Annotated in this window: 24 protein-coding genes; 16 read left to right on the top strand and 8 right to left on the bottom strand. The window is 69.1% G+C overall.

Features of this window, described 5'->3' with window-relative positions:
• Positions 1–72 precede the first annotated feature (72 nt).
• The 3 genes from DEF76_RS19235 to hemN all read left to right on the top strand — a co-directional run bounded on the left by DEF76_RS19235 (position 73) and on the right by hemN (position 3,601).
• Positions 73–594, top strand: coding sequence for a DUF3859 domain-containing protein (locus tag DEF76_RS19235; RefSeq protein WP_205216120.1), 522 nt, complete (start codon positions 73–75; stop codon positions 592–594).
• A gap of 87 nt (positions 595–681) precedes the next feature.
• Positions 682–2,178 carry a tetratricopeptide repeat protein gene (locus DEF76_RS06080; RefSeq protein ID WP_162800506.1) on the top strand — a complete coding sequence of 499 codons (1,497 nt, stop codon included), beginning with the start codon at positions 682–684 and terminating at the stop codon, positions 2,176–2,178.
• 70 nt (positions 2,179–2,248) lie between these two features.
• Positions 2,249–3,601, top strand: coding sequence for an oxygen-independent coproporphyrinogen III oxidase (hemN, locus tag DEF76_RS06075; protein WP_114911560.1), 1,353 nt, complete (start codon positions 2,249–2,251; stop codon positions 3,599–3,601).
• Positions 3,602–3,684: 83 nt separating this feature from the next.
• On the opposite strand, the gene DEF76_RS06070 is transcribed toward hemN, so the two are convergent.
• Both DEF76_RS06070 and DEF76_RS06065 read right to left on the bottom strand, forming a co-directional pair.
• Positions 3,685–4,479, bottom strand: a complete 795-nt coding sequence (locus DEF76_RS06070; RefSeq protein WP_114911559.1) for an SDR family NAD(P)-dependent oxidoreductase — start codon at positions 4,477–4,479, stop codon at positions 3,685–3,687.
• Between the two features lie 102 nt (positions 4,480–4,581).
• Complete coding sequence (locus tag DEF76_RS06065) at positions 4,582–5,475, bottom strand: DUF3473 domain-containing protein (RefSeq protein WP_114911558.1); 894 nt, start codon at positions 5,473–5,475, stop codon at positions 4,582–4,584.
• A 43-nt stretch (positions 5,476–5,518) separates the two neighbouring features.
• Between DEF76_RS06065 and DEF76_RS06060 the strand changes: the two genes are divergently transcribed.
• From DEF76_RS06060 to DEF76_RS06035, 6 genes are read left to right on the top strand one after another with little or no spacing between them, the layout of a single operon-like run.
• Positions 5,519–5,875 (top strand): phosphopantetheine-binding protein, encoded by a 357-nt coding sequence (locus DEF76_RS06060; protein WP_114911557.1) that lies wholly within the window; start codon positions 5,519–5,521, stop codon positions 5,873–5,875.
• Between the two features lie 8 nt (positions 5,876–5,883).
• A complete protein-coding gene (locus DEF76_RS06055; RefSeq protein WP_114911556.1) occupies positions 5,884–7,239 on the top strand; it encodes an AMP-binding protein in 1,356 nt (451 codons plus the stop codon).
• A gap of 6 nt (positions 7,240–7,245) precedes the next feature.
• Positions 7,246–7,563 (top strand): hotdog family protein, encoded by a 318-nt coding sequence (locus DEF76_RS06050; RefSeq protein WP_114911555.1) that lies wholly within the window; start codon positions 7,246–7,248, stop codon positions 7,561–7,563.
• Positions 7,560–8,636 (top strand): LpxL/LpxP family acyltransferase, encoded by a 1,077-nt coding sequence (locus DEF76_RS06045; RefSeq protein WP_114911554.1) that lies wholly within the window; start codon positions 7,560–7,562, stop codon positions 8,634–8,636. Before DEF76_RS06050 ends, DEF76_RS06045 begins: the two co-directional genes overlap by 4 nt.
• Positions 8,629–9,114 carry a LolA-related protein gene (locus DEF76_RS06040; protein WP_162800504.1) on the top strand — a complete coding sequence of 162 codons (486 nt, stop codon included), beginning with the start codon at positions 8,629–8,631 and terminating at the stop codon, positions 9,112–9,114. Before DEF76_RS06045 ends, DEF76_RS06040 begins: the two co-directional genes overlap by 8 nt.
• 10 nt (positions 9,115–9,124) lie before the next feature.
• The gene (locus tag DEF76_RS06035) at positions 9,125–11,470 is read left to right on the top strand and encodes an MMPL family transporter (RefSeq protein WP_162800503.1); all 2,346 of its coding nucleotides are present in this window, start codon (positions 9,125–9,127) and stop codon (positions 11,468–11,470) included.
• Here the strand turns inward: DEF76_RS06035 and DEF76_RS06030 are convergent.
• Positions 11,421–12,206, bottom strand: coding sequence for an SDR family oxidoreductase (locus DEF76_RS06030; protein ID WP_240319123.1), 786 nt, complete (start codon positions 12,204–12,206; stop codon positions 11,421–11,423). The genes DEF76_RS06035 and DEF76_RS06030 overlap by 50 nt on opposite strands.
• Before the next feature lie 123 nt (positions 12,207–12,329).
• Here DEF76_RS06030 and DEF76_RS06025 point away from each other — a divergent pair, with 123 nt between their 5' ends.
• The 7 genes from DEF76_RS06025 (at position 12,330) to DEF76_RS05995 (ending at position 20,044) form a co-directional block, all read left to right on the top strand.
• A complete protein-coding gene (locus tag DEF76_RS06025) occupies positions 12,330–12,608 on the top strand; it encodes a hypothetical protein (protein WP_114911551.1) in 279 nt (92 codons plus the stop codon).
• A 90-nt stretch (positions 12,609–12,698) separates the two neighbouring features.
• Positions 12,699–13,574 (top strand): TrmH family RNA methyltransferase, encoded by an 876-nt coding sequence (locus tag DEF76_RS06020; protein WP_114911550.1) that lies wholly within the window; start codon positions 12,699–12,701, stop codon positions 13,572–13,574.
• A 92-nt stretch (positions 13,575–13,666) separates the two neighbouring features.
• Entirely contained in the window at positions 13,667–13,897 is a 231-nt protein-coding gene (locus tag DEF76_RS06015) for a hypothetical protein (RefSeq protein WP_114911549.1), read from the top strand.
• Positions 13,898–14,135: 238 nt separating this feature from the next.
• On the top strand, positions 14,136–16,793 hold the full coding sequence (locus DEF76_RS06010; protein ID WP_114911548.1) for a penicillin-binding protein 1A: 2,658 nt from the start codon (positions 14,136–14,138) through the stop codon (positions 16,791–16,793).
• 142 nt (positions 16,794–16,935) lie between these two features.
• The gene (locus tag DEF76_RS06005) at positions 16,936–17,901 is read left to right on the top strand and encodes a thiamine pyrophosphate-dependent dehydrogenase E1 component subunit alpha (RefSeq protein ID WP_114911547.1); all 966 of its coding nucleotides are present in this window, start codon (positions 16,936–16,938) and stop codon (positions 17,899–17,901) included.
• Positions 17,902–17,916: 15 nt separating this feature from the next.
• Positions 17,917–18,942 carry an alpha-ketoacid dehydrogenase subunit beta gene (locus tag DEF76_RS06000; RefSeq protein ID WP_114911546.1) on the top strand — a complete coding sequence of 342 codons (1,026 nt, stop codon included), beginning with the start codon at positions 17,917–17,919 and terminating at the stop codon, positions 18,940–18,942.
• Position 18,943: 1 nt separating this feature from the next.
• Positions 18,944–20,044, top strand: a complete 1,101-nt coding sequence (locus DEF76_RS05995; RefSeq protein WP_114911545.1) for an acetoin dehydrogenase dihydrolipoyllysine-residue acetyltransferase subunit — start codon at positions 18,944–18,946, stop codon at positions 20,042–20,044.
• Positions 20,045–20,138: 94 nt separating this feature from the next.
• Here the strand turns inward: DEF76_RS05995 and DEF76_RS05990 are convergent, their stop codons facing one another.
• The 5 genes from DEF76_RS05990 to gpmI form a co-directional block, all read right to left on the bottom strand.
• Positions 20,139–20,648, bottom strand: coding sequence for an RNA pyrophosphohydrolase (locus tag DEF76_RS05990; protein ID WP_114911544.1), 510 nt, complete (start codon positions 20,646–20,648; stop codon positions 20,139–20,141).
• A complete protein-coding gene (locus DEF76_RS05985; protein ID WP_114911543.1) occupies positions 20,638–21,711 on the bottom strand; it encodes a divergent polysaccharide deacetylase family protein in 1,074 nt (357 codons plus the stop codon). Before DEF76_RS05985 ends, DEF76_RS05990 begins: the two co-directional genes overlap by 11 nt.
• 20 nt (positions 21,712–21,731) lie before the next feature.
• Entirely contained in the window at positions 21,732–23,114 is a 1,383-nt protein-coding gene (locus DEF76_RS05980; RefSeq protein WP_114911542.1) for a S41 family peptidase, read from the bottom strand.
• 105 nt (positions 23,115–23,219) lie between these two features.
• Positions 23,220–24,500 (bottom strand): murein hydrolase activator EnvC family protein, encoded by a 1,281-nt coding sequence (locus tag DEF76_RS20135; protein ID WP_114911541.1) that lies wholly within the window; start codon positions 24,498–24,500, stop codon positions 23,220–23,222.
• Positions 24,501–24,505: 5 nt separating this feature from the next.
• Positions 24,506–26,032 (bottom strand): 2,3-bisphosphoglycerate-independent phosphoglycerate mutase, encoded by a 1,527-nt coding sequence (gene gpmI, locus DEF76_RS05970; RefSeq protein ID WP_205216119.1) that lies wholly within the window; start codon positions 26,030–26,032, stop codon positions 24,506–24,508.
• Positions 26,033–26,047 lie beyond the last annotated feature (15 nt).

The following is a 26,047-nucleotide window of genomic DNA, read 5'->3' as shown; positions in this document are numbered from 1 at the left end:
ATTTGCAGATCGGTTTATACAAGTCCGACCCTTCCCCGTCAAATCCCGCTGGCTTTCCTCTTCGCGATCGGCGTGTTCGTCGCAGCGCTGCCCAGCCACGCCGAAACGCCCGAGATCAGTATCCTCGCCGTCGGAATTTTCCGTGCCGCCCCCGTCACCGGCAGCCTTCCGCCCGGCCTTGGCGACCAGACTCTGAGCGGCGTCGATCGCACCGGGCTGCCGCGCTTGGTCGCGGCGACCGAGACCATTCCCGCTAAGCTCTGCCGGAGCTTCGGCGTGATCTTCGACCGCGCCGCGCCAGCGACAGCGCCGCTCACCATTCGCGTGACCCACCCCCCGCTACGCCGGCCCGATGGCCGCGCCGGCAGCGTCGATCGCTTTGACATTCCCCCTGGCGCCGGGCCGCATTATGTCGGCTTCACCTTTACCGATCCCTGGGAAATGGTCGCCGGCGACTGGGAATTCGTGATCCTCCTCGGCAACCGCCCGCTCGCGCGCCAGCATTTCACCGTGCTGGCGGCGATCGCGGCGCCGGACTCTGGTTGCGCCAACGCGGTTTCGCGCCGGATCGCGCCGACCGCGATCGCAGGTTGACGCGGCTTTTTGGCGAAACGCCGCGCCCGCGGCGAAACCGCCGGCTGCCCCCTTTTGTTTGGCCGCGCAGCTTGGCATCCTTCGGCCATGAGCGCACCGACCACGCCCGTCGCCACCCCTCCCGCGCCGCCGCCGGCCGCCGCCGCGCCCGCGGTGCCGGCGCCGCCCGGTCTCGCCGCGCAGCCGCCGCCGCCCGCCTCAACGGCGGAGCGGAGCAAAGCCATTCTCGAGCAATTGCAACGCGCCGAGCAGGCCATGCTCGCCAAACGCCTCGGCGAAGCCGCCGGCATCTGCCAGGATGTGCTGGAGGCGGTGCCCGACCACCCGCCGGCGCTCGCCTTGCTCGGCGCCATTCTCGGCCATCGCGGCGATCTCGCGCGGGCGACCTCGCTGATCGAGCGGGCGCTTGCCAAGCAGCCGAATGTCGCCTCCTGGCATACCAATCTCTCGGGCCTCTATCGCCTGCTCTATCGTTTCGACGACGCCGTTGCCGCCGCCCGCGAAGCGGTGCGTCTGCAACCCGCGATTGCGCGCTTTCAGGTCAATCTCGGCAAGGCGCTGATGGATCGCGGCGAGCGCGACGCCGCGATCGATGCCTTTCTCGCCGCGCTCGCGAGAGAGCCCGCCCATCCCGAAGCGCATCTCGCGATCGGCCAGATCCTGCTCGCGCGCGGCGAGATGAAACCGGGCTGGGTGGAGTATGAATGGCGCAACCAGCTCGAACAGGCCAAGGGGATGCTCCCGAAAATGGCGGCGCCGGCGTGGAACGGCATGCGTTTGCCCGACGACCGCATCCTTCTCGTCGGCGATCAGGGGTATGGCGATACGCTGCAATTCAGCCGCTATATCCCCGAGGTCGCGGCGCGCTGCCGGGAGGTGGTGGTGGGCTGTAGCCCCGATATCGCGCCGCTGCTGCGCACGATCCGCGGCGTCGCCGCCTGCCATACCCGCTGGGATCAGATTCCGCCGCATAAGGTTTTTTGCCTGATGTCGAGTCTCCCCGGGATTTTCGCAACCGACCTTCCAACGATCCCAGCGCCGATCCCTTATTTCAGCGTCGATCCCCCCCTCATCCGCGCCTGGCAAACCCGTTTCGAGCGCGATCTGCCGCGTGGGGCCTTGCGCGTCGGCGTCGCCTGGGCGGGGCGCACGACCCACCCCAATGATCGCCGCCGCTCGATGCGGCTCGCCGACCTCGCCCCGCTCGGCAAGGTCGCGGGGGTCGCCTTCGTCTCGTTGCAGCAGAAATTCCCGCCGCGTGACCGCGCGACGCCGAACGTGCTGCCGGGCCTTCTCGATGTCTCCGAGGCGCTGACCAATTTCGCCGAAACCGCCGCCGCGATCATCAATCTCGATCTCGTGATATGCGTCGATACCTCGGTCGGCCATCTCGCCGGCGCGCTGGGCAAGCCGGCTTGGCTGATGCTCCCGACCCCGTCTGACTGGCGCTGGCTGCTCGATCGTAGCGACAGCCCCTGGTATCCCTCGCTCCGGCTCTTTCGCCAAAGCCGGGCCGGGGATTGGAGCGAGGTGACGGCGGCCATCGTGCAAGCGCTCGAGGCGCTGCCGCGGCGCGCGAAATAGGGCGCCCGATGCCTCATTGTCGCTTGATCTGCCTCAAAGCGGACAGGCTGAAATCCCCTAAGCTGCCGTCATGGACATCGACGCCCTGATCGCCCGCTATGACCGGCGGGTGCCGCGCTACACGAGCTATCCCACCGCGCCGCATTTCTCGGACGCGGTCGGCGCCGCGACCGCCGCCGGATGGCTCGCCGCCCTTCCTGAGACGGCGTCGCTCTCGCTTTATCTCCATGTTCCGTTCTGCCGCACGCTGTGCCGTTTTTGCGGCTGCCATACCAGTGCTGTGAATACTGACGCGCCGCTCCGCACCTACGCCGCGGCGCTGCGCGACGAGATCGCCCTGGTCGCGCAAACCATCGGCAAGCCGCTCACGGTCCGCCAGATCCATTGGGGGGGCGGCACGCCGAGCATCTTGCCGGCGGCGGAGTTACGCGCGATCAGCGAGAGCATCCGCCGACATTTCCACCTCGCGCGCGACGCCGAAATCGCGATCGAGATCGATCCGCGCCGGCTACCGGCGGACCGTCTTGCGGCTCTCAGGGACATGGGGGTGACGCGCGTGAGCCTCGGGGTGCAGGATTTCGCGCCCGACGTGCAGGAAACCATTGGGCGCCAGCAATCCTTCGCCGCGACCGCCGCCTGCGCCGAAGCCTTGCGCGGGATCGGGGTCGGCTCGGTCAATCTCGATCTGGTCTATGGTCTGCCGCACCAGACCGCGGACGGGCTGCGCGCGACCCTGCGCCAGGCGCTGACCATCGCGCCAGAGCGCATCGCGGTGTTCGGCTATGCCCATGTGCCGTGGATGCAGCGGCATCAGGCGCTCATCCCGGAGGCGTCGCTGCCGGATGCACGGGCGCGGTTTCTGCTTCGCGAAATCGCCGAGACCGAAATCCTCGCCGCGGGCTATCTCGCGATCGGTCTCGACCATTTCGCCAAACCCGGCGACGGGCTCGCGCAGGCCGCCGCCAGCGGTCAGCTGCGCCGGAATTTCCAAGGCTACACCGATGATGCCGCCGATGCCTTGATCGGCCTCGGCGCCTCGGCGATCAGCAGCCTGCCGCAGGGTTATGCGCAGAACGCGCCGCGCGTGCCGGCCTATCGCGCGGCGATCGCGGCGGGGGGCTTGGCGGTCGCGCGCGGGGTCGCGCTCGACGCCGATGACCGGCTGCGCCGCGCCGCGATCGAGCAGGTGATGTGCACGATGCGGCTCGATCTCGACGCGCTACGCGCAGCGCACGGCGCGGCCGCGGATGCGCTCGACGACGCCCATCCGGCCCTCGCCGAACTGGCGGCGATCGGCCTGATCGCCTGGGACGGCCGCCATCTCAGCGTGCCCGCCTCGGCGCGGCCATTTCTCCGCGCCGTCGCCGCCGCCTTCGATCGCTATCTCGACCCCGTGCCGACGCGCCACGCGCCCACGATCTGAGCCCCTGCGGCGCTGCCCCACCACCAAACGGGACAAAAGTTTTTTGGTTCTTTTTTCCAAAAAAGAACGTTTTATTTTTTACATCAAACGCTATTCACCGTGTGCCCGCCATCGACGACGATCGTCGCCCCGGTCATGTGCGCGCCGGCGTCGGAGGCGAGCAGGAGCAGCGGGCCGGCGAGGTCGCGCGGCGTCCCGAGCCGGCGCTGTGGGATGCGGCGGATCATCGCTTGCCCCGCTTCGGTCGCGAAAAATGCGGAGTTCATATCGGTTTCGATATACCCCGGCGCCAGCGCGTTGACGCGGATCTGGTGGCGGGCGAACTCGACCGCGAGGCTCCGCGTCAGGTGCAGCAATCCGGCCTTGGCGGCGGTGTAGGATGCGAGATGGGAGCCGACGCGGATCCCGAGGATCGAGGCGATGTTGATGATCGATCCCGGCCGCTTGGCCGTGATCAGCCGCCGCGCCGCGGCGCGCGCCACCAGGAACGCGCCGCGGAGATTGACCGCGACCACCGCATCCCAATCGGCGGCGCTCTGCTCGATGGCGGGCTTAGGCGTGGCGATGCCGGCATTGTTGACGATGATGTCAGCGACCACCCCCCGCGCCGCGAGCCCGGCGAGGCAGGCCTCGATCGAGGCGTCATCGGTGACGTCGAGCCGTGCGGCTTCGGCCCGCTCGCCGAGGGCGGCAGCCGCGGCGGCCAGCCGCGCCTCATTGCGGGCGGCGAGAATGACATGGGCGCCGGCGCCGTGGAGCATGTGCGCGAAGGCGAGCCCGAGGCCGCCGGAGGCGCCGGTGATCAGCGCCGTGCGCCCGGCGAGCGAGAAGAGTTCGGCGGCGCCCGGGAACGTCGTTTCTGCGATTTTATCTGACATGCAATCCTTTCCCGTCTAGAGCGCGATCGGTTTAAGTCGATCACGCTCTACAGCTATTTTGGCGAGCAAGTTGGCCGGTTTTGATGGAACAGGATGGTTCAATCAAAACCTACCTTGCTCTAAAAACGGCGCCGCGGCGAGGGTTTCGGCGCGCACCCCGAGTGGTGGCGCGGCCGCCGCGGCAAGCAGCCGCCAGCGCTGTAGCGTCGCCCCGCGGTTGAGCCCGAGCACCAGGCTTGCGACACCGCCGAGACCGCGCAACCGCCCCCTCATCTCGGTTTCGATGTCATAGGGATGACAATAGGTCCAGAGCGTCTGCCCCGCGAGGCGCCGCCAGAGGCGCCGGAGATCGCGGAGCGGCAAGGCGCGGAGATACATCCCGCCCAGCACCGGCAGCAGCCGCCCGGCCAGCGGCGCGACCGGCACCGGCAATTCGAGCAAGCCGCCCGGCCAGCGAAACGCCGCGCGCGGCGCCCCCGGCCAGCCAGCGATCCAAGCGGGGCCGGGGATGACGCTCGAAGAATAGGCGAAACCCGCCGCGAGCAGCCCCTCCACCGCCCACGCCGTCCTCGGCACGAGCGAAAAGAACGGCGCGCGAAATCCGGCGACCGCGACCGCGCCGATATCCTCGAGCCGCGCCTTCGCCGCCGTTATCCCGGCGGCGAAATCCTGCGGATCGAGCGCCTGCAAGCGGGCATGGCAATAGCCGTGCGAGGCGATTTCATGCCCACCCGCGGCGATGGCGCGCACCAGCAGGGGCGCGCGGCGGGCAATCTCGTCGGTGATGAAAAAAGTCGCGCTGATCCGGTGGGCCGCGAAAAATTCGAGCAAGCTCTCGGTCAGCGCTTTTACCCGCGCCGGCCCCTCGGCCAGGGGGGCGTGATCCTCGAGATCGACGGTGAAGCTGACCGGGCCGAAAACCGGCGCTTCCCCGCCGCCGGCATCGGCATGGCTGGACAATCGGCCGGTGAGCTTCACATATGAGGATGAGATCATGCCGAAACGCTATGAACCTTGTTGCTCCAGCCCCTGGGAACCCATGAGCCAGCCTGACATCCTACCGATCGCGACCGCGCCACGGACCGCCGACGACGCCCAAGCCGCGGGCATTCCGCCTGGCGATTCCCTCTCCGACCGCGCCCTCGCGCTCGAGGCGGAGATCGCGCGGCTCATCGTGACGGTTCTCCATCTCGAGAACAAGCCCGAAGAGATCAATCCCACGGCACCTTTGTTCGGCGAGGGGCTCGGCCTCGATTCGATCGACGCCCTCGAACTCGCGCTCGCGATCTCGCGCGACTATGGCATCGAGCTGAAATCCGACGATGAGCGCAATCGTCGGATCTTCGCCAGCTTGCGCGCGCTCGCCGCCCATATCGGCGCCGCCCGCACCAAATAAACCCGGCAATGGAGCCCTTCCCCGCGCGCTTTGCGCTTGTCGCACGCAAAAAAACCGCGGCGCTGTTTCAAAGCGCGGAGGGAGTGATCACGGCCCGCGATTTTCTCGCCGCCGCAGCGCGGCTCGCAGCGGCGCTGCCGGCGGGGGGCATGGTGCTCAATCTCTGCGAGGATCGGCTTTCCTTCGCGCTCGGCTTCGCCGCGGCGATGATCGCCGGCTGTGAGAGCGCCTTGTCGAGCGACCGCTCCCCGGCCCGGGTCCGCGAACTCGCGGCCCGCCTCGGCACCGCCGCGATCCTCAGCGAGCGCCCGGCGAGCGCCGCGCCCTGCCCGACGATCACGGTCGACCCCAGCGCTTTGCTCGCCAGCACCAACCCGGCGGGGGAGTGGGCAAACCCCGAATTCGCCGGCGCGATGCCGGCGGCGACGGTATTCACCTCCGGCAGCACCGGCGAGCCGGTCGCTCACCGCAAACGCTGGGGCGCGCTTCACGCCCGCAGCTACGCCGCGGCGATGCGCTTCGGGCTCGCGGCCGAGGCGCCAGTCTCCCTGGTCGGGACGGTGCCGCCGCAACACATGTACGGCTTCGAGACCACGGTTCTGCTCGCCCTTCATTGTCCGGTGACGAGCTGGTGCGGCCCGACATTCTTCCCCCATGACATCGCCGCCGCCCTCGCCGCGATGCCGGCGCCGCGCCTTCTGGTCACGACGCCGTTGCAGCTCCGCGCCTTGCTCGATGCCGGCCTGACCCTGCCGCCGCTCGCCCTGGTGATTTCGGCGACCGCGCCGCTCGCCGCCGACCTCGCCGCCCGCGCCGAAGCGTGCTGGCAGACCAGGGTCGCGGAAATCTTCGGCGCGACCGAAGCCGGCTCGATCGCGAGCCGGATAACGACGGCGGGCGAGATCTGGGAGGCCTATCCCGGCCTGCATTTGACGGCCGACGCCGAGGGCGTGGTTTCGGTCGCCGCCCCGTTCGCCGAGACGGTGGCGCTGGCGGATGCGTTGGAACTGCTCGCGCCGGGGCGGTTTCGCCTCCTCGGCCGGCGCAGCGACGTCATCAAGCTCGGCGGCAAACGCGCCTCCCTTGCCGCCCTCACCCGCATCCTGACCGCGATCGAAGGGGTCGAGGACGGGGTTTTCGTCGCCCCCGGCGATCTCGACGCCGAACCGACCGCGCGCCTGCTCGCTTTCGTTGTCGCACCAGGACGCGAGCCGGCGGCGATCCTGGCGGCATTGCGGCGGGAAATCGACCCGATTTTCCTGCCGCGCCGGGTGATCCCCGTGCCGCGGCTGCCGCGCAACGAGTTCGGCAAGCTGAACGCGACCCACCTTGCCGCGCTCGCCGGAACGTCGACCAGCGGCTAAGCGCCGATGGCCCCTTGCGCCCCGATTTCGGGAACCCTGACCATCTCCGCAACCCACCCCGCTTTCGCCGGGCATTTCCCCGGCGATCCGCTGCTGCCCGGGGTGGTGCTGCTCGATCTCATCCTCGCCGATGCCGCCATTGCCGCGATCGGCGGGATCACGCGGCTCAAATTCCTCCGCCCGGTGCGCCCCGGCGAGCGGATCGACTACACCCTCGCCCACCTCGACTCCGGGCACATCACGGTCAGCGCGCAGGGGGCGGCGGGGCAGGTGCTGCGCGGCCGCCTCGGCCTTGCAGCCCCAGCGCCGCGCTTCATGCCATGACGGAGGCGCCGGCGGTGCCCGCCTGGCAAGCCCGCGCGGCCAGCGACGGCCAGCGCCGGCTGCGGCTGATGGCCTGGCTCTGCCGGCGGCTCGGCTGGCGGGCCGGGGCGCTGCTGCTATGGCCGATCACGTTCAGCATTTTCCTCTTTGACGCGGCCGGCCGGCAGGCATCGCGGCGCTTTCTCACCCGTGCCCTCGGCGGCGAGGCGGGGACCGGCGCGGCGCGGCGCCGGCCGGTTGGGACACGCGACATATTCCGCCATTATCTCACCTTCGCCGAAACGCTCCTCGATCGCTTTTTCTTGCTGCAAGGCCGGCGGGCGCTGTTCGATATTCGCGTCGAGGGCCGCGAGCATCTCGTCGCCGCGACGGCGGCAGGAAAGGGCGTGGTGCTCCTCGGCGCCCATCTCGGCAGCTTCGAGATGCTGCGTTTCGCCGCCGGGGCGGGCGCGCCGGCGGCGATCCGCATGGTCATGCATCGCAACGGGCAAGACGCGCTGACGGCTTTGTTCGAGGAACTCGACCCGAGTTTTGCCGCGAGCGTGATCGCCCTCCCGGGGCCGGATGGCGATGGCATCGCGCTGGCGCTGGCGCTCCGCGAAACCCTCGCCGGCGGCGGCGTGGTCGGCTTGCTCGCCGATCGCCCGGCCGCCGGGCAAGCGGTGATGGTGACCGATTTTCTCGGCGCACCGGCGGCCTTTCCGCTCGGCCCGTTCCGCCTTGCCGCCGCCACCGGCGCGCCGGTGCTGCTCGGCTTCGCGCTTCGTCTCGCGCGCCGGCGCTATCTCGTGCATATCGAACCCCTCGCCGCGACGATCACGCCGCACCACGCCGGGAAGGCGGCGGGCGCGGCCGAGCCTTGGGCGGCGCTGCGCCCCTATGTGACCCGCTATGCCGAGCGTCTCGCCGCCCTCTGTCGCGAATACCCTTATAATTGGTTCAATTTTCATGATATCTGGGAAAACACCGATAACCCCGGGCGGCCTCGCCGCTCTCCTCCTGCTCGCGATGATGGTCGCGCGGCCGGCCTGGGCGGAAACCGCGCCGCTGACCATCGTGGGGCTGATGGCTGACCTCGCCGCGGTACCCGAGCGGCATGCGACATTCGTTGAGACCAAGACCCTGCACGCGCTCGCCGCACCGATCGAGACCCATGGCACGCTCGCCTGGCGGCGGCCGGACCAGCTCGAAAAAATCACCGCCCCACCGCATTCGGAGCGTTTGTCCCTGAGCGGCGAGCGTCTTCGCCTCACGCTCGGCGACCAGCCGACGCGCGAGATCGATCTTGCCGCGGCGCCGCCGATTGCCGGCATCGTGACGGCGATCCGAGCGACGTTGGCCGGCGATCTCGCGGCACTCGAACGCGATTACAGCGTCGGGCTCGAAGGCGATCGGGCGCATTGGCGCCTGACCTTGGTGCCGAGCGATCCCGCGGTCGCGCGGTTCCTGCGTGTCGCGCGCATCGAAGGCAGCGGGCCGACGCCCGACCTCGTCGCCTTCGAGCAAAGCAATGGCGATGCCAGTGTCATGCGCATCACGCCAACGCCGTGACCGGCGCATCATGACCGGCGCGCGCTGGCGTCTTCTCGCGACCCTGGCGCTCGCGATCGGCCTCGTCGTGCTCGCCCTGGCGCGGGCCGATCTCAGTGCCGACATCGCCGATTTCCTGCCCCAGGGCGGGAATGAAGACACCCGCTTCATGCTCGACCAAGTGCGGCAAGGGCCGGCCGCGAGCCTGCTTCTGTTCGGGATCGAGGGGGCGCCGCCGGCCGCTCTCGCTGCGATCAGCCGCGATTTTGCAGCCCGGCTCGGCGCGTCCGGGCAGTTTCGCTTCGTCCAGAACGGCGATAACCTCGCCGGCGGCGCCGAACAGGAATTTTTGTTTCGCCATCGCTATCTGCTCTCGCCCGCGACACGCCCGGAAGCCTTCACCGAAGCCGCGCTCCACGCCGATTTCGTGGCACTACGCGATATTCTCGCCTCCTCCGCCGCCCCGCTCGCGAGCGCATTCGGCCTCGCCGATCCCACCGGCGCGGCGCCGGCGCTGCTTGCGCTATGGGCGGGGCCGAGCCGGGTGCGCACGATCGACGGGGTCTGGTTCGCGCCCGAGCGTGATCGCGCCCTCCTCATCGCCCGCACCCGCGCAAGCGGCGTCGATCTCGCCGGCCAGCGCCGTGCGGCGCGCGCGGTCGCAGCGGCGTTTCAGGCCAGCGCCCACGGCCAAGCACGGCTGCTGCAAGGCGGGCCGGCGGTCTTCGCCCTTGCCGCCGAACACGCGATCCGCGGCGATGCCGAGACCATCTCGGTGCTGTCTGGCCTCCTGGTGCTCGCCATTCTCGCGGCATGGCTGAAAAACCCGCTGGCGCTCGCCGCCGTTCTGATCCCGGTTTTGTTCGCAACCGCCGCGGCCTTGGCGCTGACCACGCTCGTTTTCGGGCGCGTGCATGCGCTGACCTTCGGGTTCGGGATGACGATGCTCGGTGTCAGCCTCGATTATCCGGTGCTCTGGATCGGCCATCGCCGCCCGGGCGAGGCGGTTGCCGCGACCAGCGGCCGGATTGGGCGCACGCTCGCGGTGACCGTCGCCGGCGCCGCCGCGGGGCTTGCCGGGATGGGGTTTTCGGCGTTTCCGGGCCTTGCCGAACTCGGTCTGTTTGCTGCGAGCGGGCTGGTCGCGGCGGCGCTCGCGACGCGCTTGATCCTCGCGCCGCTGGTGGTTGCGGCGGCGATCGCGCCCGCCGAGCGTCCGGCGCCCTGGCTCGCGCGCTGGGAGGGGCTGCGGCGCTATCGCGCCTGGACGCTCGTCCCGATCGCGCTCGCCGGGTTTTCCCTGCTCGCGGCACCGCCGCCGCTCACGCGCGATCTCCGGGCGCTGAGCCCGGTGCCGCAAGAGGCCGGCGATCTCGACGGCGCTTTGCGCGCCGAATTGGGGGCGCCGGAAGTCGCCGTTCTCGCCTGGGTCGAGGGGCCTGACGCCGAGGCGGTGCTGGCGCGCGAGGAAGCCTTGCTGCCGCGCCTTGACGGCCTGATCGCGCGCGGCAGCCTCGCCGATGTCAATCTCGCCGCCCGCCTCTTGCCCAGTGTCGCGACCGAGCGTGCCCGGCAGCGGGCGATCCCGCCGCCAAGCCTGCTCGCCGAGCGGGTCACGCGGGCAGCGGCGGGGCTCGGGTTTCGCGCCGATGCTTTCAAACCCTTTCTCGACGATGCCGCGACCGCCCGCGAAGACCCGCCGCTCACGCTCGCCACGATCACTCCGCCGCTTCTCGCCGCCCGGCTCGCACCCTTGCTATTTGCCTATGGCGGGCGCTGGTTCGGCGTCATCGCGCCGAGCGGGCTCGCCGATCCGGCGGCGTTTCGCGCCGCCTTCGCCGATGCCCCGGACGTGCATGTTCTCGACGTTCCGGCCGCGATGACGGCGCTGGTCGCGACCTATACCGGGCAAGCCTGGCGCTGGCTCGGTCTTGGCGCCGGCGGCGCGCTGGCGGCGCTGATCGTCGGGCTCGGCGGCGTGCGCCGGCTTCCGCGGGTGCTCGCCCCGCTCTGCGGCGCGGTCATCGTGACGGTGGCGCTGCTCGGGTGGTTCGGCGAGGCTTTGTCGCTGTTTCACATCGTCGCGCTGCCGCTGATGGTCGGGATCGGGCTCGATTACGCGCTTTTTTTCGCCCGCCGCCAGCCCAGCGACGACGAGCGCGCGCGCACCCTCCGCACGCTCCTCCTCTGCCATGTCATGACGCTCTCGACCTTCGGCCTCTTGCTCTTCTGCCGCACGCCGCTGTTGCATGGCATCGGGCTCACGGTCGCGATCGGCGTCATCGCCGCGATGATTTTCTCGTTTTTCCTCGCCGGCTGGCCGCCGCTCAGATCAGCATCTGAATATCGCCGTCGATCGCCAGCGCCTGGCCGCTGATCGTCGCGCCGAAGGGGCTTGCGAGATAGAGCGCCATGTTGGCGATGTCTTGCTGGGTGACGAAGCAGCGGAGACTGGTGGTGGAAACGGCGCGATCGGTCTGCTCGTTTTCGGAAATGCCGGCCGCGACCGCCTTCGCCTTGATGACGGCGCGGATGCGCGGCCCGTCGACGAGGCCGGGGAGGATGGCGTTGGCGCGGATCCCGTCCGGGCCGAGTTCGATCGCCAGCGTCTTGGTGAAGCCGACCACCCCCCATTTCGCCGCCGCATAAGGGGCGCGGAGCGGAAAGCCGAAGCGCCCGGCGGCGGAGCTGAGATTGATGATCGCGCCGCCACCGGCCTCGCGCAGCGCCGGAATGGCGAGGCGGGCGCAATGGAAAAAGCTTTCGAGATCAACCCGCAGCGTCTCCGAAAGCTCCTCGGGCGCGATGTCTTCGACCCGCTTGGTTGGCCCGGCGATCCCGGCATTGTTGACCAAGACATCGAGCCCGCCGAGATGCGCGAGGGCTGCCGCCATGAACGCCTCGACATCTTCGCGCCGGCCGGCATCGGCGCGCAGGCCGGCATGGGGGGAAGCCGCCAAGGCTTGCGCGTCGATATCGGAGATGAAGACGCGCGCCCCGCAGGCTGCGAAACTATCCGCCATCACCCGCCCGATCCCGCCCGCCGCGGCCGAAATCGCCACCCGCAGCCCCGTCAAATCGACCGGCAAAGCCTGCCTTGCGCCCGTCACCATGTGTCATCTCTCCCGTGCTTTGCCGGGAAACTGCCACGATCGCGGCGAGAGGGAAATAGACCCCGGGGAATAACGAAACGACGGTCTTGACGCAGCCTTGGCGACCGACCACGTGCTCGAGATATGAAAGCGCGCCGCACCATTATCCTCGACATGACGCCGGAGGGGGAATTCCGCCGCCCGCGCGCCCCCGAATTCGGGCGAACGCCGTGGCTTTTCCGCCTCGCCGCCGCCGGTGCCCTGGTCGCGCTGGTGCTCGGCACCCTCGCGCTCGCCGCCTTCGCCTTCTGGCTCGCCATGACCCTGCTGCCGGTGGTGATCATCGCCGCGGCGATCGCCTATGCGGCGTTTCGCCTGCAACTGTGGCGAAGCGGCCGCGGCGCGGGCGGCTGGCGAGGGTAAGCCTGTCACCAGATAAAGCCAGATAGGTTTGGGACGAATTTGTCGCGAGACGAATTTGTCGTCATGGGCGGGGAAAGCTATAGAGGCGCGATGAAACCGCCGCACCGCCCGCATCCGGGAAAAAACCGCGATTCCCACCCCTTCCGGGGTGCGCAGGCAGGGCCCGGCCCGGCCGGTCAGGCCCCCGCTGGGCGCGCCTTCCGCCCCGCGCGTTCGCCCGCCCCGCGCCCCGAAGCGCCAACGCACGGCACGGTCTGGCTCTCAGGGCGGCACGCGGTCGCGGCGGCGCTCGCCAACCCGGCACGGCGCCTTCGCCGCCTTTTGCTCACCGAGGAGGCCGAAGCTGCGCTCGCCGCGCGTTTGCCGCCGCCCTGGCCGCTGGCGCCCGAGCGCGTGGAGCGCGCCCGGCTCGACCAGCTTCTCGGCCCCGATGCCGCGCACCAGGGGGTCGCCCTTCTCGCCGATCCGCTGACGCCGCCACCGCTCGCGCGGGTGCTGGAGCGGCCCGGCCCGATCCTGGTTCTCGATCAGGTCGCCGATCCGCGCAATATCGGCGCGATCCTGCGCGCCGCCGCCGCCTTTGCCGCCTGCGGGGTGATCGTGCAGGAACGCCATGCCCCAGGCGAGACCGGAACCATGGCCAAGGCCGCCGCTGGCGCGCTGGAAACCGTGCCGGTGCTCCGCGCCGTCAACATCGCGCGCACCCTGGTCGCGCTCAAGGCGGAGGGGTTTTGGGTGGTCGGGCTCGATGCCGGCGGCTCGGCGCTTTCTGGCCCGGCGCTTGCAGGGCGGCGGGTCGCGCTGGTGCTCGGCGGTGAGGGCGAAGGTCTTCGCCGCCTAACCCGCGAAACCTGCGACGAAATCGCCGGCCTGCCGATGCCCGGGCCGATGGCGAGCCTCAATGTCAGCGCCGCCGCCGCGATCGCGCTTTACGAAATTTCCCGCCCGGCGCAAACGCGGAATTAACCCGCCCGGACGAGATTGGCGCGATCCCGGCGGTCCGCCTCCGCGGCGCCGAACCGAAGACGCCAAAACGGCAAAAGCGAGGGCTGCTTGGCATGCTGTGCGATTGGAACCTGTTATCGGAGGATCTGCAACTGATCCTCTCGCGCGAGGCGCTGCGCCGTGCCGTCGAAACCGTCGCCAGCCAGGCCGAAATCCTGGCGGCGGAGATGGAAGAGGGCGGGCTTAGCGATCTCGGCGGGCCGGAGGCGCTGCGCCTGCTCGCCGCCGTCGCCCGCGCCACCGGCAGCGAAAGCCTCGCCATCCCGGCCGCCGGCCACGCTTAACCGCTGTCGACGAACACCAGGCGATCCCGCTCTTTGGCGGGCGATGGCTGCGTGTCACGCCCGCGTGGATTTAGGCCGGGAACGATGGCGGAATTCCATCGCATCGGCGCTGACCGCTGCCCCGGCCGGATAGCGCGCGACAGAGAGCGCGGATCAGCGCTTAGATCAGCGTTTCGATCAGCGCTTCCTTGGGGCCGGGTGGGATGCTTTCAGCGGCCGAGGGGATTATATAGCGGCGATGGCCATCGACCCCCCTCCCCCACGCGAGCGGCTCGGCGCCGCTTCGGCGCCATCTCCGCCCCGCGCCCCGCGCCCTGACGCGGGCGGCGTGCGACGCTTTCTCGCCCGCTGGCTCGGGCGGCTGGTCGGCGTGCTCGCCGGGCTTGTCGTGTTGGCCGGGCTCGCCGCGGTGATCGTCGCCTATGGCGCCTATCGCCACTATGTCGCCGATCTCCCCGATATCAATGGGCTCAAAAACTACCAGCCGGCGGTGATGAGCCGGGTGTTCGCGGGCGATGGCTCGCTGCTCGCCGAACTCGCCAATGAACGGCGCATCTACACCCCGTTCACCGCCATCCCGCCCCTCGTGACTGCGGCCTTCATCGCCGCCGAGGACCAGAATTTCTGGACCCATCGCGGCGTCGATCCGCTCGCCATCCTGCGCGCGGCGGTCACCGATATCGGCCATCTCCATGAGGGGCGGCGGCCGATTGGCGCCTCCACCATCACCCAGCAGCTCGCCAAGAACATGCTGCTCGGCAACGAGCCGACGCTCGGGCGCAAAATCCGCGAGGCGATCCTCGCCCTCCGCATCGACCAGAGCCTCAGCAAGCAGCGGGTGCTCGAACTCTATCTCAACGAAATCTATCTCGGCCAGCAATCCTACGGTGTCGCCGCCGCCGCCGAGGCCTATTTCAACAAGCCGCTCGATGAGCTGACCCTGGCCGAGGCGGCGATGCTGGCGGCGCTGCCGAAAGCGCCGAATAATTACAACCCCTTCCGGTTTCCCGAGGCGGCGCGGGCGCGGCGCGACTGGGTGCTTGAACGCATGGCCGAAACCCATGCCGTGTCGCTGGCCGAAGCCCACGCGGCACAGGCCGAGCCGCTGGTGCCGCATGGCTACCACCACCCCGATCTCACCCCGGGCGGAGACTATTTCGCCGATGAGGTCAAGCGGGAGCTGATCTCGCGCTTCGGCGCCGAGACCACCAGCGAAGGCGGGCTGATGGTGCGCGCGAGCCTCGATCCGCATCTCCAGGCCGCCGCCGAGGACACGCTTCGCGCCGGGTTGATGGCCTATGACCGCGCCCATGGCGGCTGGCGCGGCGCCGTCAGCCATATCGCGGCCTCTAGCGCCGAGCTGGGCCGCGATTGGGCGGGCAAACTCGCCGCCGTCGTGCCGCCGCCTGGCATGCTGCCGCGCTGGCGGCTTGCGATCGTGATCGAAGAGAGCGACGGCGCGGCGCGGCTCGGCTGGCTAGAGCCCGCATCGGACGCGCCGGCCACCCCGAAAACCGGGACGATCCTGCTCGCCGATTGCGCCTGGGCACGCCCGAAGATCGCGAACGCGCCGGCCGGCACGCTCGGCCCGGCACCGCAGCGGCTGCGCGATCTCTTCACCCCCGGCGATGTGGTGATGATCGAGCCGCCGGCGACGAAAACGGCGCGGCTGCAGCTCCGCCAGATCCCCGAGGTTGAGGGGTCGCTCGTCTCGCTCGACCCGCGCACCGGCCGCGTCCTTGCCCTGGTCGGCGGCTGGAGCCATGCGATCAGCCAGTTCGACCGCGCCACCCAAGCCAACCGCCAGCCCGGCAGCGCCTTCAAACCCTTCGTCTATCTCGCCGCGATGGAACAGGGCATCTCGCCGAGCCAGCGCTTCCTCGATGCGCCCTTCGTCGTCGATCTCGGGGACAAGGGAAAATGGCGGCCGAATAATTTCGAGATGGATTTCAACGGCCCGATGCCGCTCCATGAGGCGCTGCAGCATTCGCGCAACTTGGTCACGCTGCGGGTTGCCAATCAGATCGGCATGAAGGCGGTGGCGGAGACCGCGGCGGCGTTCCATATCGTCGATGACATGCCGCGCGTCTTGCCGGCGGCGATCGGCGCGATCGAGACCACGGCGCTCCGCCTCGCCGGCGCCTATGCCTCGCTCGACGCGGGCGGGCGGGCGGTGATCCCGAGCCTGATCGACAGCGTCCAGGATCGTGACGGCCATGTTCTCTGGCGCACACCCGGCCTCGGCTGCGAAAGCTGCGCCGCCGACCCAGGCCAGCCGCCCCTCCTCGATGACCAGCGCCCAGCGATCGCCGACCCGCAAAGCGTCTTTCAGGTCGTCACCATGATGCAGGACGTGGTCCAGCGCGGCACCGGCACCCGCGCCGGCAAGGATCTCGGGCGGCCAATCGCCGGCAAGACCGGCACCACGCAGGATTACGACGATGCCTGGTTCGCCGGCTTCACCCCCGATCTCGTCACCGTCGTCTGGGTCGGTTTCGATCAGCCGGCCGATCTCGGCCGCAACCAAACCGGCGGCGAACTGGCAGCACCGATCTGGCATGATTTCATGGCGATCGCGCTCAAGGATCATCCGGTGCTGCCCTTCGTCGCGCCACCCGGGGTGACGCTGGCATCGTGGCACGATGCCGTCCAGACCATGACCGACGCGTTCAAGGACGGCCAAGAACCCGGCGCCTCGCTTGCGCTCGGTGACCTGCCGCATGGCACAGCGAACGCCGCGCCCACGAGTGCCGGCGCGCCGGCGGCGACCAACGCCCCGCCGGGTGATAACGGCACGCCGCAACCCGCCGAAGGCGCAGCGCCCGCGGCCAGCGCCGCCGCCCAACCCCCGCCCGCCGCCAGCGATTCCGACAAGGCGATGGGCGGGCTTTATTGACGACAGAACCCCAGACTTTTTGAGCGCTCGAACGAGCGCACATCGCCGTGTGTCCTTACCGGCGCGCTTGCGTTTTCGGCGCAGGAATGTGAAGCTTTCCTGATTATGCACCGGCAGAGTGCATGGCACGGGAGAGCCAAACATGCAGTTGAGCCGCGATGAGTTGGTGCGCGCCTATCGCAGCATGTGCACCATCCGCCAGTTCGAGGAGCGGGTGCACACCGAATTCGCGACCGGCGATATCCCTGGTTTCGTTCATCTCTACGCCGGCGAGGAGGCCTCGGCGGTCGGCGTCTGTCTTCATCTCACCGAACATGACAGCATCGCCTCCACCCATCGCGGCCACGGCCATTGCATCGCCAAAGGATGCGACGTGACGGCCATGATGGCGGAGATTTATGGCCGCAAAACCGGGCTCTGCGCCGGCAAGGGCGGGTCGATGCACATCGCTGATCTCGACAAGGGCATGCTCGGCGCCAATGGCATCGTCGGCGGCGGCGCGCCGCTCGCTTGCGGCGCCGCGTTGAGCGCCAAAACCCTGAAAACCGGAGCCGTCGCCGTCGCCTTCGGCGGCGATGGCGCCTCCAACCAGGGCACCACGGCGGAGGCGATGAATCTCGCCTCGGTCTGGCGGTTGCCGGTGATTTTCGTCCTCGAGGATAATGGCTATGCCGAGTCGACAGCAAGCGCCTGGTCGGTCGCGGGTGATCCGCTGGACCGCGCCAAGGGGTTTGGCATGCCGGGCGTGCGTGTCGATGGCCATGATTTCTTCGCCGTCCACGAGGCCGCGGCGGAGGCGATCGCGCGGGCACGGGCGGGGGACGGGCCAAGCTTTCTCCACCTCAAGCTCGCCCGCTATTACGGCCATTTCGAGGGCGACGGCATGACCTATCGGGCGCCCGACGAGGTCGCGAAACTCCGCGCCGAACGCGACTGTCTCAAGCTCTTTCGTACCAAGGTCACCGAGGCCGGGCTGCTCGAACCGGCCGCACTCGATGCGATCGAGGGCGAGGTCGCGGCCGCGATCGAGGGGGCGGTGCGCGCGGCCAAGGCCGCGCCCATGCCCACCCCCGCCGATCTGCTCGCTGACGTCTATGTCAGCTATTGATGAGGAGCGCGTGGCATGGCCAAAAAATCCTACCGTCAGGCGATCAATGAGGCGATCCGCCAGGAGATGGCGCGCGATCCGCGCGTCGTCGTCATGGGGGAAGACAATGCCGGCGGCATGGGCGCGCCCGGCGAAGACGATGCCTGGGGCGGTGTGCTCGGCGTCACCAAGGGGCTCGTCGCTGAGTTCGGGCGCGAGCGGGTGCTCGACACGCCGATCACCGAAAGCGGCTTCATCGGCGCTGCCGCCGGCGCCGCCCTCACCGGGCTGCGGCCGATCGCCGAGCTGATGTTCGTCGATTTCATGGGGGTCTGCTTCGATCAGATCTTCAATCAGGCGGCCAAGTTCAAATACATGTTCGGCGGCAAGGCGCGCACGCCGCTCGTCATCCGCACCATGTATGGCGCCGGATTCCGTGCCGCCAGCCAGCACAGCCAATGCCTCTACCCGCTTTTTACCCATATCCCCGGCCTCAAGGTCGCGCTCCCGTCTTCGCCCTATGAGGCGAAGGGGCTGATGATCCAGGCGATCCGCGACGATGATCCGGTGATCTTGTTCGAGCACAAAATGCTCTACGATATCGAGGAAGAGGTGCCAGACGAGCCCTACACCCTGCCCTTCGGCGAGGCCAATCTCACCCGCGAGGGCGAGGATGTCACCATCGTCGCTTTCGGGCGGATGGTGACGCTCGCCAACGAGGCCGCCGATCAGCTCGGCAAGGAGGGGATCTCGTGCACCGTGATCGACCCGCGCACCACCTCGCCACTCGATCGCGAGACCATTCTCGAGGAAGTGCGCGCAACCGGCCGGCTGGTGGTGGTGGACGAGGCCAATCCGCGCTGCAACATGGCGACCGACATTGCCGCCCTGGCCGCCGAAGGGGCGTTCGATGCGCTCCGCGCGCCGATCCGCATGATCTCGCCGCCGCATACACCGGTGCCATTCTCGCCGGCGCTCGAGGATCTTTACGTGCCCGATGTCGCGAAGATCGTTGCGGGCGTGCGCGCGGTGATGGCGGCGGGCGGGCGCAAGGCGGCCTGACATGACCGGCTTGCGCGCCCTGGTGATGCCCAAAATGGGCCTCTCGATGACCGAGGGGATGGTCGCGCGCTGGCACAAGGCGCCGGGAGAGGCGGTGGCCGCTGGCGAGGAAATCGCCGATATCGAAACCAGCAAGATCACTGCCGCCTATGAAAGCCCCGCCGCCGGCACGTTGCGCCGCCAGGTATTGGCCCCCGGCGTGATGGTGCCGGTCGGCGCGCTGATCGGCGTCATCGATGACGGCACCGCCGATGACGCCGCGATCGATGCGTTCATCGCCGCCCAGCAAGCCGCCTTCGTGCCCGCGGCGGAGGCGGCGTCGGCACCGGCGGCAATGCGGGTTGAAACCGAGATCGGGCCGATCCAAGCGCTGGAAGCGGGGCCGGAGGATGCGCCGCCCTTGCTGCTAATCCACGGGTTCGGCGGCGATCTCGGCAACTGGATGTTCCTCCAGCCGCTGCTTGCCGCGCGCTTTCGCACCATCGCGATCGATTTGCCCGGCCATGGTGGCTCGACCAAAACCCTCGCCGGCGCGAATATCGCCGCGCTCGCCCGCGCTGTTGCGGCGCTCGCCCGCGCCCGCGGCCTCGGCCACGTGCATCTCGTCGGCCATTCGCTGGGTGGTGCGGTCGCGCTGATGCTGGCGTCCGAATCGCTTTCGTTGACCTTGATTTCGCCCGTCGGGCTCGGGCCGGAAATCAACATGGATTATGTCAGCGGCTTCATCGCCGCGCGCCGCGCGCGTGACATGCAGGCGGTGCTCGGGATGCTGTTTGCCGATCCGACCCTGATCGGGCGCGAGATGGTGGAAGCCGTGCTGCGCTATAAGCGGCTCGACGGGGTGGCGGCGGCGCTCGAGGCGATCGCCGCGGCGAATTTCGCCAATGGCCGGCAAAACATCTCGCTCCGCGAGTCCCTGGCGGCGGTGCGCGTGCCGGTGCTCGTCGCCTGGGGTGAAGCGGATCGCATCATTCCCGCCGCCCACGCCGATGCGCTGCCGGCTTCGGTGCGGGTCGCGCGCTTCCCCGAGACCGGCCACATGGCGCATATGGAGCGGGCCGCCGATCTCGCCCGGCATATTATCGAGATGGCGGGTCTTTAGAAAAACTTCTTTTTCTGAAGAAAAAGAAGCAAAAAGACTTTTCTTTGTTCTCTTTGCGCCGGTTTGCCTTTCTTCCCACGCTGGCCGGCCGAGACTACATTTCGTTCTTTACCACCGCGTGACGCGCGAAGGCGTGGGCTAGCGTTTCGTAAATCTCGCGCTTGAACGGCACCGCGAGAGCGGGCAGTTCGGCAAGCGAGGCCCAGCGCCAGGCGTCGAATTCCGCCGGAAGATGGGCATCGAGGCGGATCTCCTCATCCGCGCCGAGGAAGCGGAGCGCGAACCAGCGCTGTCTCTGCCCGCGATAACGCCCGCCGAGCGCCCGGCCGATCAGCTCGGGCGGCAGGTCATAGGTCAGCCATTCCGGGTATTCATCGATGATTTCAGCATGGGCGGTGCCGATTTCCTCCGCAAGTTCGCGGAGCACGGCATCGCGCGGCGTTTCCTCGGCATCGATCCCGCCTTGCGGCATTTGCCAGGCCTGCGCGAGATGGAGCGGCTGGCGGGCATCGGCGCGGCGCGCGACCAGCACCTGCCCCGCCTGGTTGAACAGCATCGCGCCGACATTCGGGCGATAGGGCATCTGCTCAGAGTCACTCGCCATGGGTCACCATCTCCGGTTTTCCGGCCGTCGCGGGCGGCATGACGATCAGCGCGCTTGCCGGCACCAGGGCGAGACCGTGGCTGGCGAGGGTGCCAGCCCAGGCGGCGATGCGCGCGACCGTCACCGGGCGCGGCAGATCGGCGAGGCCGAGCGCGCTGCCATGAGCGAGCGCCCGCTCGGCGAGCTGGTCGAGGGCGGCGCTGATCGCCGCTTCGCTCGGCGGCGCATCGACGACGAGATCGATCGCGCGGCCGGGAATCTCGCTCGGCGGCGGCGCGCCTGGCCGCGGATCGATATAAAACAGGCCGCGCTGCGCGAGATCGCGTTGCAACAGGGTGAAATTGACGGTCTGGGCGGCGAAGCGCTCGCCGTGCAACCCGTCCAACGCCCCGATCGTGCCGGCATAGCCGGTGATGCGTGAGAGCACCCATTCCAGCCGCCGCTCATTCTCCGCCGCCGGCGCGCCGGTGAGCAGGGTTTCCGGGCCGGCATCATTGAGGGGATAATTCTGCGGCTCGAGCGGGAGCGAGAGCAGAATCTCATGCCCTCGCGCCCGCGCGGCGGCGAGCAGCGGCGCGGGATCGGCGGCATAGGGCGAGAATGCCAGCGTCACCGCGGCGGGGAGATCGTCGATCGCGGCACGGCTTTCCGCCAGCGAGAGGCCGATACCGCCGAGCACGAGGCCAAGGCGCGGGCGGCGATCCTTGGGATCGCTGCCGCCGGCGTAAAGCGTGCGCGGCGCGACACCGCCCGGCCCGATGCGGGGAAGAACGGCGCCGGGATAATCCGGCGCGGGTTCCGTGAGGGCGGCATCGGGGGCGGCGATCGCAACGCCAGGCCCGCTTTCGCGCGCACGCGTGGCTGCAGCCGGGTTGTCGCCCGCCGGCGCCGCGCCCGCTCTGGACGGCGTTGCGGCACCACCGGCGACGGGCGCGGGCGGCGCGCCGAGAAGAGCGAGGACGATGACCGCAACGCTCACCGCGCCGAGCACCACCGCCCAGAAAACGACGAGGGCCAAAGCCGGCCAGGATAGCCGCGCCGGCATTCGCTCGCTCGCCGCCATCCCCGCCAGCCGGCGTCTCGTCAGTTAGCAGAAGCGCGGTTACTCGCCGCCATCGCGTTGATCAGCTTCAACCCCTGCTGGAGCTGAAAATCGGTGCTCGTCTTGGTGGGATCGAAGGCCGGCCAGTTCGCCGGCGGGCGCGACGGGATCTCCTTCACGATCGGCGGCAGATCGTTGCGCGCCGGCGGCGGCTGCTCTGTCCCGCCGCTATTGGTGATGGTGTGGTTGAGATCGGCCTCGCGTTCGGGCAGCAGCGCCGTATTGGTCTCGCGGCTTTCATGCACCTCGACATCGGGGGTGATCCCGAGCCCCTGGATCGAGCGGCCGGAGGGGGTGTAATAGCGCGCCGTGGTGAGGCGGATGGCGCCGTTATTGCCGGGCAGCGGGATGACCGTCTGCACCGAGCCCTTGCCGAAGCTGCGGGTGCCGAGCAGCACCGCGCGGCGGTCGTCCTGCAAAGCGCCGGAGACGATTTCGCTCGCCGAGGCCGAACCGTTATTGATCAGCACGACGAGCGGCAGGCCGCCGGTGAGATCGCCGCCGGATTTGGCATCCCAGCGCTGGCTGTCATCGGGGTGGCGGGCGCGGGTGGAGACGATCTCGCCATGATTGAGAAAATCATTCGACACCGCGACCGCCTGATCGAGCAGCCCGCCGGGATTGTTGCGGAGATCGAGGATATAGCCCTTGATATGGCCGTTTGCCTGCGCCTGCAATTTCTGCACCGCTTGGCGGATGCCGCTGTCGCTCTGCTCGGTGAATTGCGAGAGGCGGATATAGCCGATATCGCCTTCGAGCGACGAACGCACCACCTGGATATGGATGATCTCGCGCTTCATCGAGACCTCGATCGGCTTTTCGACGCCCTCGCGCTTGATCGTCAGCGTGATCTTGCTGTTCGGCGTGCCGCGCATCTTGTCGACAGCGTCGTTCAAGCTGAGGCCCTGGACGCTTTTGCCGTCGAGCGCGAGGATGAGATCGCCGGCCTTGATGCCGGCGCGCGCCGCCGGCGTATCGTCGATCGGGCTGATCACTTTGATGAAGCCATTATCCTGCGTCACCTCGAGGCCGAGACCGCCGAACTCGCCACGGGTCTGCACCTGCATGTCCTGGAACGCCTTGGCGTTCATGTAGCTGCTATGCGGATCAAGCCCGGTGAGCATGCCGTTGATCGAATTCTCGACCAGTTCGCGATCGCCCACCGGCTCGACGTAATCGGCGCGAACGCGCTCAAAAACGTCGCCGAATAGGCTGAGCAGGCGGTAGGTATCGGCGCTGTCGGCGGTATTGTCGGCAAAAGCGGTGGCGATGCCGAGTTGGTGCGAAAGCCGCGCCAATTGCGGCGAAACCGTGATGCCGGCCAGAAACGCGGCGCCGAGCAACAAACCGTTGCGTAGCTTCATCCTCATGATCCTCTTGCGCCTATGCGCTTGTCGCGAATGACCCCGGCGAGGCATGACCCCGGCAAGGCAAGCCAACACCCTGCCCAATAATTCCGCCCCCTGCAACTACCCTCCGCGTGAGCCGTGATCGACGCGAAGCCAGGGCACGGGATCGATCGCTTCGCCGTGATGGCGCAGCTCGACATACAGCAAATGCGGCGATCCGTCATCCTGCGCCATTTCCCCGACCGGATCTCCCGCGCGCAGAACCTGTCCCACATCCAGGGTCGGGCGCTGCATCCCGGCGAGGACGAAATCGTACCCCTCGCCGCAATCGACGATCACGATCACGCCATAACTGCGAAACGGCCCCGCGAACACCGCCCGCCCGGCGCAGGGCGAGACGACACGGGCGGCGGGCGGCGGCTGAAAGGAGATGCCTTGCGCCGGGCCCGCCTCGCCCGGCGCGCCGAAATGGCCGATGAGGGCGCCGGCGACCGGCGCGATGAGGGCGCGGCGCGGCGCCCCGAGGCCTGGGCCGCTTGGCGCGGCGAGCAGGGCCGCCCGCTCGTGCGCGGCGCGCGTGGCTGCGGCATCGGCATGGCGCCGGGCGAGCGCCTCGGCGGCGTCGCGGGCATGTTTGCGGGCGGCGTCACGGTCGGCGGCGAGGCGGGCGAGAGCGGCGCGGAGATCGGCGGCATGGGCGGCATCGGCGGCGGCTTCGCGGGCGGCGGTGCTGGCGGCGTCGGTTTCGGCGCGCGCGGTCGCCGCGGCCGCGCTGATCTGCTGGTCAAGCGATGCGGCCAGCGCCGTCTGCGTCGCGATATCGGCTTGCAGCTTATCCCGTGCCGCCGCGATCTCGGCGCTGAGGGCGGCGATGGTCGCGGTTTCGCGCTGAAGAGACGCGGCCTCGGCGGCGATCTCGCGGGCAAGCCCCTCTGCCACCAGAACGCCGCTGATGGCGGTCTCGGGCGGCGCCGGTGCCGCGAGCAGGGTTTCGCTGGGATAAAGCGAGAGCCGAACCGCGAGCGGCAGCAGGCGCTGCAATGCCGCCGCCGTCGCCTGCCGCGCGGCTTCGGCCGCGGCGGCACGAGCCTTAAGGGCGGCGAGGCGCTGCATCGCTTCAGCGCTCTCTTCCTCGGCCTGGCGCTCGCGTGCCAGCGCGGCCGCGCGCGCGTCTTCGAGCCGTGCCGCTTGCGCCGCCGCCGCCGCGGCGCGGGCCGCCGCCGCTGCTGCCGCCGCGCGATGTTCGCTCTCGTTGCGCTGGGTGTCGCGGAGATCGGCGGCGGCGCCACTTTCCGGTGCCCCCGCCTCCTGCGCCGCCAATGCGAGCGGCTGCACGCACGTCGCGAGACATGTCAGCAGAACCGCCGCGCGCCGCCGCCCCGCGACCCGCCATGCCAGCATCGAAGTCAGCCGAAAAGCGGCTTTCCGGTCATCTCGCGCGGCTGAGCGAGGCCGAGCAGAACGAGAAGGCTCGGCGCAAGGTCGGCGAGACGGCCATCGTGCAGCGCGCGAGGAAGGGCTTCGGGATGCGCGCCGAACAGGATCACCGGCACCGGGTTGGTGGTGTGCGCGGTATAGGGCGCGCCGGTTTCGGGATCGCGCATCACCTCGCAATTGCCGTGATCGGCGGTGACGATCATCGCCCCGCCGGCCTGCTCGATCGCCGCCATGATCGCGCCGAGGCCACGATCGACCGCCTCGACGGCGCTAATCGCCGCCGCGAGAGAGCCGGTATGGCCGACCATGTCGGGATTGGCGAAATTGAGCACGATCAGATCGTATTGTCCCGAGGCGATGGCGGCGACGGCTTTTTCGGTCACTTCCGGGGCCGACATTGCCGGCTGGAGATCGTAGGTCGCGACCTTCGGCGAGGGCACCAGGATGCGATCCTCACCGGGGAACGGGGTTTCCTCGCCACCATTGAAGAAATAGGTGACGTGGGCGTATTTCTCGGTCTCGGCGATGCGCAATTGCCGGCGCCCGGCTTCGGCGACCACGCCGCCGAGGAGATTGGCCATCGAAAGCGGTGGAAACAGTGCCGCGAAATCGGCGGCGAGGCTGGTGCTGTATTGCGTCATGCCGGCGCGGGCGGCGAAGGCGATCCGGCGCGGGCGGGAAAAGCCGGAAAAATCGTCTTCCGCCAAGGCACTGAGGATCTCGCGCACGCGGTCGGCGCGGAAATTGAAGCACAGCAGCCCGTCGCCATCCTTCATGCCGCGATAGCCGCCGATCACCGCCGGGACGATGAATTCGTCGGTGATGTGCTCGGCGTAAGCGGCATCGACGACCGAGGCGGCATCGGCGAAAGCCGGCCCTTCGGCTTCGGCGATGGCGAGATAGGCTTTGCGTACCCGCTCCCAGCGCTGATCGCGGTCCATCGCGTAATAGCGGCCGGAGACGGTGGCGATTTTCGCGCTCGCCGGCAGATTTGCCCGAAATTCGGCGAGAATGGCGGCGGCGGATTGCGGCGGCATGTCGCGGCCATCGGTGATCGCGTGGACCATGACCGGAATATCGGCGCCGGCGAGCAGGCGGGCGAGGGCGAGGGCGTGGCGGTCATGCGCATGGACCCCGCCGGGCGAGACCAGGCCGAGCAGATGGCAGGCGCCGCCCGAGCGGCGCAGCGCGGCGATGAAATCGCCGAGCGCCGGGTTGGCGGCGAGCGCCCCCTCGCGGATCGCAGCATCGATGCGCGGCAATTCCTGCATCACGATGCGCCCCGCGCCGATATTGAGATGGCCGACCTCGGAATTGCCCATCTGTCCGGCGGGAAGCCCGACATCCTCGCCCGAGGCGCTGAGCAGGGCGTGCGGAAAATTCGCCCACAAGCGATCGAAATGCGGCGTCTGCGCGAGACGGACGGCATTGTCGGCGCTTTCTTCGCGCCAGCCCCACCCATCGAGAATGACCAGCATCACCGGTCGTGGCGGCATCACGTTACGCTCCTG

The organism is Acidibrevibacterium fodinaquatile (genome assembly GCF_003352165.1).
GTDB classification, from domain to species: domain Bacteria; phylum Pseudomonadota; class Alphaproteobacteria; order Acetobacterales; family Acetobacteraceae; genus Acidibrevibacterium; species Acidibrevibacterium fodinaquatile.
Note: the sequence above shows the minus strand (reverse complement) of the source record. Positions and strands in the feature narration are given on the sequence as shown.